At 66.9% G+C, this 13,288-nt stretch carries 13 protein-coding genes; 7 read left to right on the top strand and 6 right to left on the bottom strand.

Annotated elements, in window-relative coordinates:
• Positions 1 to 142 precede the first annotated feature (142 nt).
• A complete protein-coding gene (locus Q7T26_01345; GenBank protein ID MDO8530804.1) occupies positions 143 to 1,552 on the top strand; it encodes an MmgE/PrpD family protein in 1,410 nt (469 codons plus the stop codon).
• A 61-nt stretch (positions 1,553 to 1,613) separates the two neighbouring features.
• Positions 1,614 to 2,378 (top strand): MBL fold metallo-hydrolase, encoded by a 765-nt coding sequence (locus Q7T26_01340; protein MDO8530803.1) that lies wholly within the window; start codon positions 1,614 to 1,616, stop codon positions 2,376 to 2,378.
• On the opposite strand, the gene Q7T26_01335 is transcribed toward Q7T26_01340, so the two are convergent.
• The 4 genes from Q7T26_01335 to Q7T26_01320 form a co-directional block, all read right to left on the bottom strand.
• The gene (locus Q7T26_01335; GenBank protein MDO8530802.1) at positions 2,350 to 2,763 is read right to left on the bottom strand and encodes a hypothetical protein; all 414 of its coding nucleotides are present in this window, start codon (positions 2,761 to 2,763) and stop codon (positions 2,350 to 2,352) included. The two genes, Q7T26_01340 and Q7T26_01335, sit on opposite strands and share 29 nt — an antisense overlap.
• A gap of 15 nt (positions 2,764 to 2,778) precedes the next feature.
• Positions 2,779 to 3,111, bottom strand: coding sequence for a TfoX/Sxy family protein (locus Q7T26_01330; protein ID MDO8530801.1), 333 nt, complete (start codon positions 3,109 to 3,111; stop codon positions 2,779 to 2,781).
• Between the two features lie 218 nt (positions 3,112 to 3,329).
• Positions 3,330 to 4,547: a CoA transferase gene (locus tag Q7T26_01325; GenBank protein ID MDO8530800.1), complete on the bottom strand. Its 1,218-nt coding sequence runs from the start codon at positions 4,545 to 4,547 to the stop codon at positions 3,330 to 3,332.
• Between the two features lie 2 nt (positions 4,548 to 4,549).
• Positions 4,550 to 5,809, bottom strand: a complete 1,260-nt coding sequence (locus Q7T26_01320; protein MDO8530799.1) for a CoA transferase — start codon at positions 5,807 to 5,809, stop codon at positions 4,550 to 4,552.
• 29 nt (positions 5,810 to 5,838) lie between these two features.
• On the opposite strand from Q7T26_01320, the gene Q7T26_01315 reads away from it, so the two are divergent.
• The 5 genes from Q7T26_01315 (at position 5,839) to Q7T26_01295 (ending at position 11,172) form a co-directional block, all read left to right on the top strand.
• A complete protein-coding gene (locus tag Q7T26_01315) occupies positions 5,839 to 7,110 on the top strand; it encodes an MFS transporter (GenBank protein MDO8530798.1) in 1,272 nt (423 codons plus the stop codon).
• Positions 7,111 to 7,196: 86 nt separating this feature from the next.
• Positions 7,197 to 7,703, top strand: a complete 507-nt coding sequence (locus Q7T26_01310) for a gamma carbonic anhydrase family protein (protein ID MDO8530797.1) — start codon at positions 7,197 to 7,199, stop codon at positions 7,701 to 7,703.
• A gap of 79 nt (positions 7,704 to 7,782) precedes the next feature.
• Positions 7,783 to 9,672 carry a HAMP domain-containing protein gene (locus tag Q7T26_01305; protein MDO8530796.1) on the top strand — a complete coding sequence of 630 codons (1,890 nt, stop codon included), beginning with the start codon at positions 7,783 to 7,785 and terminating at the stop codon, positions 9,670 to 9,672.
• Between the two features lies 1 nt (position 9,673).
• Positions 9,674 to 10,384, top strand: a complete 711-nt coding sequence (locus Q7T26_01300) for a response regulator transcription factor (protein MDO8530795.1) — start codon at positions 9,674 to 9,676, stop codon at positions 10,382 to 10,384.
• A gap of 212 nt (positions 10,385 to 10,596) precedes the next feature.
• Positions 10,597 to 11,172 (top strand): hypothetical protein, encoded by a 576-nt coding sequence (locus tag Q7T26_01295; GenBank protein ID MDO8530794.1) that lies wholly within the window; start codon positions 10,597 to 10,599, stop codon positions 11,170 to 11,172.
• Between the two features lie 154 nt (positions 11,173 to 11,326).
• Here the strand turns inward: Q7T26_01295 and argS are convergent, their stop codons facing one another.
• Both argS and Q7T26_01285 read right to left on the bottom strand, forming a co-directional pair.
• On the bottom strand, positions 11,327 to 12,988 hold the full coding sequence (argS, locus tag Q7T26_01290; GenBank protein ID MDO8530793.1) for an arginine--tRNA ligase: 1,662 nt from the start codon (positions 12,986 to 12,988) through the stop codon (positions 11,327 to 11,329).
• Positions 12,989 to 13,052: 64 nt separating this feature from the next.
• The coding region (locus tag Q7T26_01285) for a hypothetical protein (protein ID MDO8530792.1) at positions 13,053 to 13,288 on the bottom strand (236 nt) is incomplete at its 5' end.

Genomic DNA, 13,288 nt, shown 5'->3' with positions numbered 1-13,288 from the left:
AGGATTATATCGCATCTGTCATATCGTGATGCAACCCCTATCTTGCTTGATAGGAGAGGGGGCCATGGGGTGAGGTCTTACCGCCTTCTTCACAGGGCAAAGACCCCGTATAATGTCCCCACTCTGACCCGCCGGAGGAACCATGACGAACACACCTGCCTCTCCCACGGTTTCCGAGCAGCTATGCGCCTGGTCGAGCGGCCTGCGCTACGAGGACATCCCGCCGGAGGTGGTGGACAGGGCCAAGCTCCTGATACTGGACGCCCTGGGGCTGGCTGTGGCGGCCACTCACATCGGCGAGGCACAGGCGGTTGTGGACGTGGTCGGGACGCTGGGCCGCAAGTCGGAGGCCACGGTCTTCGGCAGCGGCGAGCGCCTGCCCGCCACCAGCGCCGCGCTCGCCAACGCCGCTCGGATTCACGCGCTGGACTTCGACGACACGCACATGCAGGCGGTCATCCACTCCAGTTGCTTCGTGGTCGGCACGGCGCTCTCCCTGGGCGAGGCCCTCGGCGCGACGGGCCGGGACGTCCTCACCGCCGTCGCCATCGGCTACGAGGCGGCGACGCGCCTGTGCCTGGCGAGCCACAACGAGTTCTACCGTCGCGGTCTGCATACCGCGGGCTTCTTCGGCGCGCTGGGCGCGGCGGTTATCGCCGCGAAGCTCCTGCGCCTCGACTCGCGGCAGACCAGCATGGCGTTGGGCATCGCGTGCAGCACCGGCGGGGGCATTCTGCAAGGCATCATTGACGGCAGCGACGTGAAGGTGCTCCATCCGGGGTGGGCCGCGCAGGGCGGCATCCTCAGCGCGCGTCTGGCCCAGCGGGGCTTCACCGGCCCTCGCCGGGCGCTGGAGGGCGACCTGGGCTTCTACAAGGCGCTCATGGGCACGGGCGACGTCCCGCTGGACGGCGTGCTCCGCGACCTGGGCCGTCGCTGGGAGACGATGAACATCGCGTTCAAGCTGTACCCCTCCGACCACGGGACGCACCACTACATGGAGTCGGCGCTTTATTTGCAGAAGACGCACGGCATCCGCCCCGAGGAGATAGAAGAGGTGCGCTGCCGGGTTAACCCGTTCCGCTATCGCACCAACTTCGAGCCGCCTGACGTCAAGTACCGCCCGTCCACGGCGTACGCCGCCCGCTTCAGCATGCCCTATCTGGTCGCGGCCCGGCTACTGCGCGACCGCGTCGGCCTGCGGGAGTTCTCCACGGAGGCGCTGCGCGATCCGACCGTTCTGGCGCTGGCGCAGAAGGTGACGCGGGAATACGAGGAGGCGCCCGTCTCCCTCTATGGCTTGGGGCACGTCACCATTCGCACCCGCGACGGACAGACATATGCCCACCGCATCGAGGCGCTGCGCGGGACGCCGGAGAACCCCGCCAGCGCGGGCGACATTCAGGCCAAGTTCCGCGACAACGCGGGCATGGCGCTGCCCCCGCGTCGCGTGCGGGCGCTTATTGAGGCTGTGGAGGGGCTGGACAAGCAGGACAGCGTGGGGCGGGTCGTCCGGCTGACCGTGCCGGCCAGGCGGGCGGCGCGCGCTTAAACCCCTGCATGGTGTTGACAGGGGGTGTAGACTGAAACTTAGCTACATTTTTCACAGGAGGATGCGTAGAGAAGATATGGAGATTTTCCCCGGTGTGCATCTCGTGGATGGCGTACGCGGGGCCAAAGCATATCTCCTCGTTGACCGCACCTTGGCTGTCATAGACACGGGCTTTCCGGGCAACGCCGACCGCTTCTGCCGGTACATCCGGAAGATCGGGCGCAAGCCCGAAGAGCTGACCTCCATCCTCCTGACCCATCGCCACCTGGACCATGCGGGCAGCGCCGCCGAACTGGCGCAGCAGACGGGCGCCCGCGTCCTGGCGCACCTCGCCGAGACGCGCGAGCTTAATGGCAAGCCGCATGTGGTGAGTACCTGGTCCAAGCGCCGCGCGCCCATGCGTCTGCGGATGGCGGTGCCCGCGCCGGTGGACGGCTTTCTCGCCGACGGCGACGTTGTGCCCCTTCTGGGCGGCGTGCGCGTCATCCACACGCCGGGCCATACGGATGGCAGCGTGTGCTTCCTTCTTGAGCGCGAGCGCGTCCTCTTCCCCGGCGACATGCTCCTGCGCGACGGCCTGCGTATCGTGCGGCCCCTGGCGAGTCCCAGGACGGATGTCGCCACCTATGAGGAGTCGCTGACGCGGCTGGCCGCGCTCGACGTCGAGGCGTGCTGCTTTGCCCACGGCGAGCCGCTGAGGAAGGGCGCGGGCGCGGAGATACGGGCGCTGGTGGCCCGGTCGCGCTCCGGCCCGGAGTGGTGGCGCGCCGTTCGCGGCCTTCCGAAAATCGTACGGTTCAGCCTGGGCCTGGCCCGTGGGAGCTAGGGCTTTTCTTCTGCTGCTCCCGCGCCACCGCCTCCATCGCGGCAAGCGCGTAGGCGACGTACTCCCCCGGCGGCAGGTCCAGTTTCTCCAGCTTCTCCAGACGGTCCAGTCCCCCGCCTCCCTGCCCTGCGTCAACCACGCTGATCTGGTACTCGTACAGCTCCCCGTCGGGGCAGACCACCACGCAGCCCCTGTCAGGGCCGGCGCCGGAGGGCGGCTCAGCTTCCAGCGCCTTTATGTCGAAGGAGCCGAGGAAGTAGGGGAACGGTTCCATCTCGGCGACGGCCTCCCGCAGCAGGCGGCGCATCTCGTCGGCGGCCTTGCGCGGGTCATCCATCTGCTTCGCGAGGGCTTCCGCGCGGACGCGCCGGGTCAACGGGTCCATAACTTCAGACCTCTGCTACTTCTTTTTGGGCAAGCGCTGAACGAATTCTAGCCCCTGGTCGAGCCACGCTTTGATGTCTTCATCTGTCCGGCGCCCGCCGGGCCCGACAAACACGAGCCCTTTGAGGGCGCGGCCCGTGAAGTCCATTGGACGAGCGTGCGGCTTTTTCAGAGTCTTTTCATAGGCGTCCGGGCCGACGCGGACCATCAGGTCATCATTTGCGACGCCACAGCACATATTCCCATGCACCATGAAGCAGACGCCCCCAAACATCGCCTTTTCGACGACTCCGGCCTTGTCCGCCAGAGCTCTGCGGACGCGCTGTGCCAGCTTTTTGTCGTAAGCCATGCCATCCACCCCTCTGTCCTGGCGTCTCTGTGTTTGTCTCCAGAGCCGACTTCAAAAGTCTGTTTGAAGGGTGTCCAGAGGGACCGACTCCCTCTGGCGGGGGTCTGGGGCCTGTCCTGAGCGAAGCCGAAGGAGTATCCCCCAGATTCAAATCCTCCCCCGCTCCCTTCGCGAAGGGAGCGGGGGGACACAAGGGGGTGAGGGTTGCGCGACAGCCTCTAGTCTATGACTCCGTCCGCTACAAGCTCCACGAACTCCTTGTCGGAGAAGCCCAGGACGCTGGTGTACACCGTGGAGTTGTGCTCTCCCAGACAGGGCGCAGGCATCCGCACCTGGGGCGGCGACTTGGACAGGCGGTGCGCCAGCGCGTCAATGCTGTGCAGCCCGACCTCAGGGTGGTCCAGCCGCGGGAAGTGCCTGCGGTGCGCCAGTTGCGGGTCATCCAGCAGGTCGCGCCCGTCCAGGGCGGCACCTGCGGGCACGCCTGCCTCCTGCATGCGGCGCATGACCTCCTGAGCGGGATGCTGGCTTGTCCATGCGGCCACCAGCGCGTCCAACTCATCCGTGTGCTGCAAACGCCCCTCCAGCGTGGCGAAACGCTCCTCACGAGTCCACGGCGGGTCGCCCAGGACGCGGCGGAAGGCGGCCCATTCGTCGTCCGTCCTGACGGCGATGGCGCACCAGCGGTCGTCGCCGGCGCACGGGTACGCGCCGTGGGGCGCGGCGCACGGCGAGCGGCTGCCCGCGCGTTTTGCCTCCGTGCCGTTCACCACATATTGCATGAGTAGGGGCGCGAGGAAGAGTAAAGCCCCCTCGTACTGGGAGAGGTCCAGATGCTGGCCCTGCCCGGTGCGGCGGCGGTAGTCCAGCGCCGCCGCGATCGCCGCCGCGGCCAGGCGCGGGTTGATGGTGTCCGTATAGGCCCCATAGGGGCCCGCCGGCAGCCGGTCCGGCCAGCCCGTGACGTAGGTGATGCCCGCCATGGACGCGGCCTGCACTCCGAAGCCGGTCACGTGCGCGCGCGGGCCCGTCTGCCCCTGCATGGAGGTGCTGAAGTAAATAATGTCCGGCTTCACCTCTCGCACGCTCTCGTAGTCCAGCCGCCACTTGGCCATCACACCTGGCCTGAAGCTTTCCGCGAGCACGTCCGCCCACCGGCAGATGCGCAGGGCCACCTCCCGTGCGCGGGGATGGGCCATGTTCAGGGTGATGCTGTACTTGCTCGCATTGAAGTTGTTGAAGTAGCCGCTGCGATTGACTCCCTCCACGTTGTCCTTGAAGGGCGAGGCGCGCCGCAGCGTCTCCGGCCGCCCCGTGGACTCAATGCGCAGGACAGTGGCGCCGTGGTCGGCCAGATAGCGAGTGGTGATAGGTCCCACGCCCACCCACGAGAAGTCGGCGACCTTCAGGCCCTCGAAGACGAAGCGTCGCGTCATCGCTAGACCACCCTCGCCGTGCGCAGCGCGTCGATCTCGTGGCGGGAAAGCCCAAGCTCCCGCTCGTACACGTCCTCGTTGTGCTCGCCGACGCGCGGAGCGCGCCGCCAGATGCCCAGGGGCGTGGCGCTCATCTTGATGAAGGGGCCGGGGTAGGTGACCGTCTTGCCCAGATCCGGGTGCTCCACCTGCTGCCAGAATCCGCGTGCCTGGAGCTGCGGGTCCTCCAGGATGTCCCTGGCGGTGTTCACCGGCCCGAAGATGACGCCGCGCCGGACGGCCTGCGTATACAACTCCTTCTTGGTGTAGCGCAGGAGCAGCTTGCCGATAGGCCCGTGCAGCTTATCCAACTCCTCCTGGGGCTGGGTGCCGAAGCCGATCTCCTCCCAGGGGACGGACTTCATCGCCTCGCTCGCCAGGCCCTCCTCGTCCAGCCAGGCCACCATGGCCCGCGTGGATCGGACACCCTCGGAGCCGCCCATGACCACAAAGCTCACGTAGCCGTCGGCGCAGGGCCAGTGCTGCTGCAGGCGCGCCCCCGTGGCCGGCAGGTAGCGCGCGCTGCCTTCGCGGTGCACGATGCTCCGGCTCATGTCCCACGCCTGCTGGACGTTCATGAGCGTCCAGACCATGCTCTCCTGGATGGACACGTCCACGTGCTGGCCGTCGCCGGTGATCTCGCGCCAGTAGTGCGCGAAGAGGCTGGCCGCGGCGGCCTCCGCGCCGGCGTGCAGATAGGACTGAGCGAAGCTGACCCGCACGGGCGGGCGGTCCCGGTCGCCGGTCACGTACAGGACGCCGCTCAGGGCGATGTTGACGATGTCCGTGGCCTTGTAGTCGCGGTAGGGGCCGTCCTGTCCGAAGGGCGTGACGGAGGTCAGGACGACGCCGGGGTTGACCTTCTGCAACTCCCAGTAGCCCAGGCCCAGCTTCTCCATGTGCCCCGGAGGGAAGGACTCGATGACGAAGTCGGCGGCGTCCACAAGGCGTTTGAACAGGGCGCGGCCCTCCGGCCTCTCCACGTCCAGGGTGACGCCGCGTTTGTTGGCGTTGTACGTCATCCAGTAGAGGCTGCGCTCGTTGTCCGGCGTGTCGTGGTAGAAGGGCGGGCGCATGCGGCCCGGGTCGCCCGCGGGCGGCTCCACCTTGATGACGTCGCAGCCCATGTCGCCCAGAATGCGGCCACACAAATAGCCCTGGACATCCGTGAGGTCAAGGGCTCGATAGGGCGCGAGAAGGGCGGGACGAGGCGCCAACGGCATGAGCACGAACCTGTCCAGCAGACGTTGGCTTGCATTATAGAGAGGGCTGTGCTACTGTCAAGCCCGTGCCGCAGACCACGCCTGCCCCGACGATAGCCGGCGCTGCTACCGGCGCCCGCCCCATGCCGCTGCTCCTGTTCCTGGCGCTGACGTTGCCTGCCTTCTTCTTCTGCATGCTGGCGAACGGTATCCTCGGCCCCCTGCTGGTGGAGCTAGCCGGGGACCTGAACTCCAGCGTGGCCGCCATGGGGCTGCTCGCGGCCATGACGGCGCTGCCGTGGGCCATCGTCGCGCCAATTGCGGGCCCCTTCTCGGACCGCTACGGTCGCCGGCCACTTATTCTGGGCGGTCTGGTGGTCACCACTCTGGCTGTCCTGGCTTCCGGTCTGGCGTGGGACTACTGGTCGCTGGCCGCGTTCCGATTCATCACGGGGCTGGGCGCCGCCCTCGTGCCGCCCAACTGCACGGCGGCGGTGAGCGATTTTGTACCCGCGGAGCGGCGCGGCTACGCCGTAAGCATGATGCTTGGCACCTTCTCTTTGGCATCTCTTATTGGTATGCCGGCGGTCACGTACGCCGCGGCCCTGGGCGGCTGGCGGACGCCCTTCTTCGGGCTGGCCATTGCCTTGGCCCTGACCTTCGTCCTTTTCCTGTTCTTCTTCCCCGGAACAGAGAGAAAAAGGCAGGCGCGCTTCGACTACGCGCAATACTTCGCGCCGATGCGGAAAAACCGCCGCCCGCTCATGCTTCTGGCAGCCAACTTCACCGAACGGACCTCCGTCACCATCGGTACGACGTACTTGGCCGCCTTTCTTCTCCAGACGTACCATGTTGCGCTTGCGGAGGTGGCGCCGGCCCTTTCCGTCGTGGCAGTCGGTATGCTGATTGGCTCGGTGACCGGCGGCCCGCTGACGACGGTGCGCCTCCGGCTGAAGGTGTGCGCGGTCGCACAGGCGCTGACAGGCGTGACGGCGCTGGCGCTGTTCGGCACGTCGCCAGGGTTTCTTATCTCGGTGGGCATAAGCTTCGCGCTGGGGCTGTTCATGTCTATCGGCAGGCCGACCATTCTGAACCTGCTGATGGACGTGTCCTCGGAGTCGCGGGGCACCATGACGGGGCTGTACGCGGCGAGCAATCAGACGGGCACGGTGGTGGGCGCCGCGCTGGGCGGGCTGGTCATCGGCCTGGGGGGCTACTCGGCGCTGGCGGTGGTGGCGCTGGTCACGGGACTGGCGGGCGCGGTCATCGCCGGATGGTTCATCGGCGAGCAGAGGGCGGCGCCGGAGGCAGTCGCAACATAGGGGAGCTTCTTCTTCGGACTGGTGCTGAAGGCACGGAGCGCGGATAATCAGAGTCACGCGGTTTGCACGCAAGGAGGACGCGAGCAGTGATACGGAGTGTGAAGGGCAAGACGCCCGTCGTCGCACCGACGGCGTTCGTCAGCGAGGTGGCCTACGTCATTGGGGATGTGGAGATAGGGGAGGGGTCCAGCGTCTGGCCGGGCACGGTCATCCGGGGCGACACGGGCCCCATCCGGATCGGCAGGAACGTGAACATACAGGACAACAGCGTGCTGCACGCCGACATTCCCCAGGACATCGGCGACGGCGTGACGGTGGGGCATTGCTGCGTTGTCCATTGCAGGAGCATTGGCGCGCACTCGCTTATCGGGAACAACGCCACCGTGTTGGAGGACGTGGAGATCGGCGAGTACTGCATCATCGGGGCGAACTCGGTGGTGCCCGCCGGCGCCAAGGTGCCGTCCGGCACGGTGATGATGGGCGTGCCCGCGCAGCCAAAGGGGCCGGTCACCGAGAAGCACAAAGCGATGATTGCGCGGGTGGAGCGCAACTACATGGCGCGGGCCAAGGTGTTCAAGGAGGCGGGGCTGTAGGTGTCCGCCGCGAAGAGGGAGACAGGGGCGTCATCGCCTTCTCGCGCGGACGCGGCGCGGCGGGTGTAAAGTAGTACCTATGCGGGTATTGCGACGCTGGTGGTGGAGTCTGGGGCTGTGGCCGCGGGCGGCCCTGGTGCTCAGTGCGGGGGTGCTGGCCCTCTTTGGCACGTTCACCGCCCTGGGCGAGTGGGCGCTCGAAGGCAGCAGCCAGCGCATTAGGGAAGAGCGCCTGGTCATCGCCCAGATGGTCGCCCGTCAAGTTGACGGCGTGCTGCGGCGGGCGCTCTTCGAGTTGGGCCAGGCGCAACGCCTGGCCGACTTCGACCCTGCCATTCCCGACCGCACGGACGAGGCTCACATTCTCGTCCAAACCTACATACAGTCCAACATCTTCGCCGCCATCCTGTTTCTGGACGCGCAGGAGCGGGTGGTGCTTGCGCATCCGAGCGCCGACTACCCGCCCGGCACGGACCTCTCCCACAACCCTTACATCTCTGCGGCTGTCCAGTCGCATCCGTGGGGCGTCTCCGGGCCTTTCCTGGACCAGGGTGATCGTCCCGTGACGGCTGTCACCGTCCCGCTGCCGGGAGCCAATGGCAAGCTGCGCGGCATGCTGGTGGGACTGGTGGCCATGGACGGGTCGGAGATCATGTCGCCTTTGCAGCAGGCTGTGCGTTCGGGAAATACCGGCCACGCGGTCCTGGTGGACGCCCAGGGACAGGTGATTCAGTCCACCTTCGCTCTGCCGTTTCTCTCTCAGGGCGAGCACATCAGCTTCTACCGCAAGGCGCTGGCTGCGCACGCGCCGGAGGTGGCGACGGTACCCTTCGAATTGAACATGCCAGGGGAACCGATGGGCCACACGCACGTGATGGCTATCGCTCCCCTTGAGGAGGCCCCGTGGGGCGTTGCCGTGGGCGGCGACGAGGCCGAGACGTTTGCCGCGGTGCAGCGTTTGCGCTCCGGCCTTGCGCTCCTGGGGTTGATCGTGCTGATTGCCATCTGGGGGATTGCTTTGCTGGCCACCCGCTGGCTGGTGCGGCCGGTGCAGCGGCTGACGCAGGCCGCGCAGCGCATCGCGGGGGGCGACCTGCAGGTGCCCTTGGAGGCCGCGGAGGGCGGCGAAATCGGCCAGATGGCTGACGCTCTGGAGCAGATGCGCCGCAGCCTGCTTCACAATATTCGGGAACTGGCCCGCCTCAGCGAGACGCTGGAGACGCGCGTCAAGGAGCGCACCGAGGCGCTCCGCCGTCAGGAAGCGCTGGCCCACCGGCTTCTGCGCCGCGCCCTCGCCGCCCAGGAGGAAGAGCGGCGGCGCATCTCGTACGAGTTGCACGACGAGGTGGGCCAGTCGCTCACCGCGCTGCGCCTCGACCTGGAGCGGCTGGCCCGCTCCTCCACCGACCAGGCGGCAAAGGAGCGCATCGCCCAGGCCCAGGAGATGGTCGGGCGCGTCGTGGCTGACCTCAGAAGGGTCATCGCCGCGCTTCACCCGGGCGTGTTGGACCAACTTGGGCTTATTCCCGCGCTACAATGGGTGGCGGAGCGCACTCTGCGGCCCCTGGGTGTTGAGGTCGCCATTCAGGGCCAGACGGAGCCGCGGCTGCCCGCCGAGATGGAGCTGGTACTGTTCCGCGTGGCCCAGGAGGCCATCCACAACATCGCGCGGCACAGCGCCGCCAGCCGGGTGGAGGTGACGCTCCAGCGCGAGAGCGGGAGCATCGTTATGATCGTGCATGACAACGGGCGGGGCTTTGACCCGACGGCGGTGGTCCCCGACCCCGACAGCGGGAGGGGGCTGGGCCTTGCGGGGATGCAGGAACGGGCCTCCCTCGTGGGTGGCCACGTCCGCATCCTGAGCGCCCCGGGTGAGGGTACCACCGTGGAGGTCCGCATTCCGCTGTCTCCCGCCGTGGAGACCCAGGCCCTGCCCCCATCCGCCGAGGGCGGAAGCGGGAGTGCGTGAGATGAGCACTCAGGGACATTCCGGGGAGCCGTCGGGCGCTGGCCAAACCTCCGCCGATGAGAAGCGGCGCGTGCGTCTCGTCGTAGCCGACGACCACACGCTGCTGCTTCAGGGCCTTGTGGCGCTGCTGAAAGAGGAGCCGAAGCTTGAGGTGGTGGGTCAGGCCACCACCGGGCGGAAGGCGCTGGACGAGGTCCGTCGGCTGCGCCCGGATATCGCTCTGCTGGACATCACCATGCCCGACATGAATGGGCTTGAGGTCACACGCGCGGTGACGGCGCAGTTCCCCGAGGTGAAGGTGCTCATCCTCACCATGCACGAGGAGGAGGCCTTCTTCTTCGAGGCGCTGCGGGCGGGAGCGTCCGGGTACGTGCTCAAAGGGGCCAGCGGCGAGGAGCTCCTGTCCGCCATCTTCGCGGTGTCTGAGGGCGGCGTCTATCTGCCGCCGAAGCTGGCGGGGACGGTTCTGCGCGATTACCTGGACCGGGAGAAGACGGGCAAGGACAGCCCTCCACGGGAGCCGCTGACGCCCCGCGAGGAGGAGGTGCTCAGGCTTATCGCTCAGGGCCTGACGAACCAGGAGATCGCCGAGCGCCTGGTGCTCGGACTGAACACGGTGAAGACGCACCGCCTGCATATCTATCAGAAGCTGGGCCTGCACACGCGCGCCGACCTGGTGGAATACGCCATGCGCCGGGGCCTCCTGCGCTGAACGCCGCTCCTTCCCGGGTCTATTGACACCCACGCCATGCGGTCCTCTCCCGTTTAGAGCGCCCCCCCCCGCGCCTCAGTCTTGCCAGGAGCCTCCTGGCCGTTTTGTCTTAGTGTTCTCACCTCTTCCTCACCCCCGAAATCACCCCTGTGGGAGGATGTTGTACTCCGTGATGCTTGCTACCGTGGGTATCAGGACAAGGAGGTAGTGTAATGAAGTGGGTACAGGGACTTACGCTCGGCGCAAGTGCGGCGTTGCTGATCCTCACGACGGCAGCTTGCCAGGTTGCCGTGGCGGCAGCCCATCCGAAGGCTGCTGATACGCCTGCGAATGCGAAGCCCAAGCGGTTAGAGACGATAGTAGAGATCCACATGTACGACAACTATTTTGCCGACGTGAATGGACAACAGAATCCTACTTTCAAGGTTTCCGCTGGCAAGACCGTCGGCATCCACATCCACAACGAGGGCAAAGCTGAGCACGAGCTAGTGGTCGGGCGCAAAGTCCACATGGAAGAGCAGGAAATTTCAGGCAAGAAGGTAGCCGTCCCGGACGGCTATGAGACCAACCTCTTTGAGATGGTGGAGGCGGATGTCTTCTTCTACAACCAGGGTGTCAAGGCCGAGGTCGGAGGCGCCAAGTTCGGCGAACTGGAATTCGAGTCTGGCGTCAAAGACGCTTGGATAAGGGTCAAAATCCCAGAAACGGCGAAGGGCACGTGGGAGATTGGGTGTTTCGCCCCTGGTCACTACGAGGCGGGGATGAAAACCACACTGATTGTTGAATAGGGCTCCCTCGCAACCTGGCGCTTCAGAGACATACCTGCTTGGTTAGTCAGGGCAGCGCAAGGCCAGTCAGGCTTTGCGTTGCCCTTGTATTTTGAGAGGAGGCGGCAGGGTGGAGTCACCCGCCGGGCGGGACAGGCCGTACTGCCCGGCCCTGTTACATCCGCTCCGGCGCGCTCATGCCCATCAGCTTCAGCGTGCGCGCCAGGACGATGCGGCAGGCGTCCACCAGCTTCAGCCGCGCCGCGGTCAGCGCGGGGTCCGGCGAGATGACCCGGCAGTTCTGGTAGAACCCGTGGAAGGCTGTCGCCAGCTCGTGCGCGTAGTGCGGCAGGCGGTGCGGCTCCAGGGAGAGCGCGGCATCCTCGATCAGCTCCGGCAGCAGCAGCATCTTGCGGACGAGCGCCATTTCCGCCGGGTCGCGCAGAAGCTGCACGTCGCCGTCAACGTAGGCGATATGCTGTTCCGCGGCGTTGCGCAGGATGCTGTGGATGCGGGCGTGCGCGTACTGCACGTAGTACACCGGGTTGTCCTGGGACTGCTTCTTGGCCAGCTCCAGGTCAAAGTCCATCTGGCTGTCCGCCGAGTGCGTCAGGAAGAAGTAGCGGCAGGCGTCCGGGCCGACCTCGTCCAGCACCTCGCGCAGGGTGATGATGTCGCCGGTGCGCTTGGAGAGGCGCAGGGTCTGGTCGCCGCGCTTCAACGTCACCAGTTGGGAGATGACGACTTCCAGGCGCGACGGCTCGACGCCCAGGGCGCTCACCACCGCCTTCATGCGCGGCACGTGGCCCTGGTGGTCGGCGCCCCAGATGTTGATGACGCGCTGGAAATGGCGCTCCACGAACTTGTTGTAGTGGTACGCCACGTCCGAGGCGAAGTAGGTGGGCAGGCCGCTGCTCCGCACCAGCACCGCGTCCTTGTCGTCGCCCAGCGCGGTGGAGGCGAACCACAGGGCGCCCTCCTTCTCCCGCACGACGTTGCGCTCCCGCAGGAGGCGCAGCGCGCGGTCGTACTGCCCGGCGGAGAAGAGCGTCCGCTCGCTGAACCACACGTCGAAGTCCACGCTCAGGCGGGCCAGGTCCTGGCGGATCTCCGCAAGCATCTTCTGAAGCCCAATTTCGCCGAGCGTTTCCCGGCCCTGCTCTTCGGGCATCTCCAAGAAGCGGCGTCCGTGCTCCCCGGCCATCGCCTGGCCTAGCTCCACCATGTACGCGCCCACGTAGCCTTCGGCGGGCATCTCGGCCGGGACGCCCAGGGCCTGCTGGTAGCGCGCCCACAGGCTGCGGCGGAACGCCTCAATCTGGCTGCCCGCGTCGTTGATGTAGTACTCGCGCTGGACGTTGTAGCCCGCGGCGCTAAGGACGTTGGCCAGCGTGCTTCCCAGGACGGCGCCGCGCCCGTGGCCCACGTGGATGGGGCCGGTGGGATTGGCGCTGACGAACTCCACCTGCACGCTCTGTCCGGCGCCCGTGGTGGAACTGCCGAAGTCGTCACCCGCGGAAAGGACTTCCACCACCTGGCGTTTCAGCCAGGCGTCGGAGAGGACGAAGTTGATGAAGCCGGGCGGCGCGACGCGGGTTTCCGCGATTTCGTCGGCCTGGGGCATGGTGTCGGCGAGCGTCCTGGCGATCTCAAGGGGGCTTTTGCGGGCGGCGCGCGCTAACTTGAGCGCCACGTTGGTGGCGTAATCGCCGTGCTCCGGGTTCTGGGGCTGCTGGATGAGGACGTCCGGCAGGGAGATGGAGGGCAGCAGGCCACGTTGGACCGCCTCCGTGGCGGCGGCCTGCACCAGTTGGGCGATGCGTTCCTTCACTAGCATGGCAAAAGACTATTGTAGCGCGAGAGAAGCGCGAAGGAAAGCGGAGCAGTCCCCAACTCTGGCTTCACCACTTCCCGCTGGCGCCGCCGCCTCCGGAGCCTCCGCCGCCGAACCCCCCGAACCCGCCGCCGCCTCCACCACCGCCGAAGCCGCCCCCCATCCACGGGCCGCCGCGGAAGCCGCCGCGACTGCCCCAGAAGTCCGTGCGGTGTCCGGCTTTCGTCTGCGCCTGGTAGGCGGAGGTGAGCACCCAGTCGAAGGCCGCGCCCAGGAGCGCCGTCGCCACGACCGCCATGCCCA

It is taken from the genome of Dehalococcoidia bacterium, from assembly GCA_030648205.1.
In the GTDB taxonomy this organism is placed as follows: Bacteria; Chloroflexota; Dehalococcoidia; order JAUSIH01; family JAUSIH01; genus JAUSIH01.
Note: the sequence above shows the minus strand (reverse complement) of the source record. Positions and strands in the feature narration are given on the sequence as shown.

Coding starts and splice junctions, on each gene's coding strand:
- Q7T26_01345 (MDO8530804.1), top strand. CDS start 143: ATGACGAACACACCTGCCTCTCCCACGGTTTCCGAGCAGCTATGCGCC.
- Q7T26_01340 (MDO8530803.1), top strand. CDS start 1,614: ATGCGTAGAGAAGATATGGAGATTTTCCCCGGTGTGCATCTCGTGGAT.
- Q7T26_01335 (MDO8530802.1), bottom strand. CDS start 2,763: ATGGACCCGTTGACCCGGCGCGTCCGCGCGGAAGCCCTCGCGAAGCAG.
- Q7T26_01330 (MDO8530801.1), bottom strand. CDS start 3,111: ATGGCTTACGACAAAAAGCTGGCACAGCGCGTCCGCAGAGCTCTGGCG.
- Q7T26_01325 (MDO8530800.1), bottom strand. CDS start 4,547: ATGACGCGACGCTTCGTCTTCGAGGGCCTGAAGGTCGCCGACTTCTCG.
- Q7T26_01320 (MDO8530799.1), bottom strand. CDS start 5,809: ATGCCGTTGGCGCCTCGTCCCGCCCTTCTCGCGCCCTATCGAGCCCTT.
- Q7T26_01305 (MDO8530796.1), top strand. CDS start 7,783: ATGCGGGTATTGCGACGCTGGTGGTGGAGTCTGGGGCTGTGGCCGCGG.
- Q7T26_01300 (MDO8530795.1), top strand. CDS start 9,674: ATGAGCACTCAGGGACATTCCGGGGAGCCGTCGGGCGCTGGCCAAACC.
- Q7T26_01295 (MDO8530794.1), top strand. CDS start 10,597: ATGAAGTGGGTACAGGGACTTACGCTCGGCGCAAGTGCGGCGTTGCTG.
- argS (MDO8530793.1), bottom strand. CDS start 12,988: ATGCTAGTGAAGGAACGCATCGCCCAACTGGTGCAGGCCGCCGCCACG.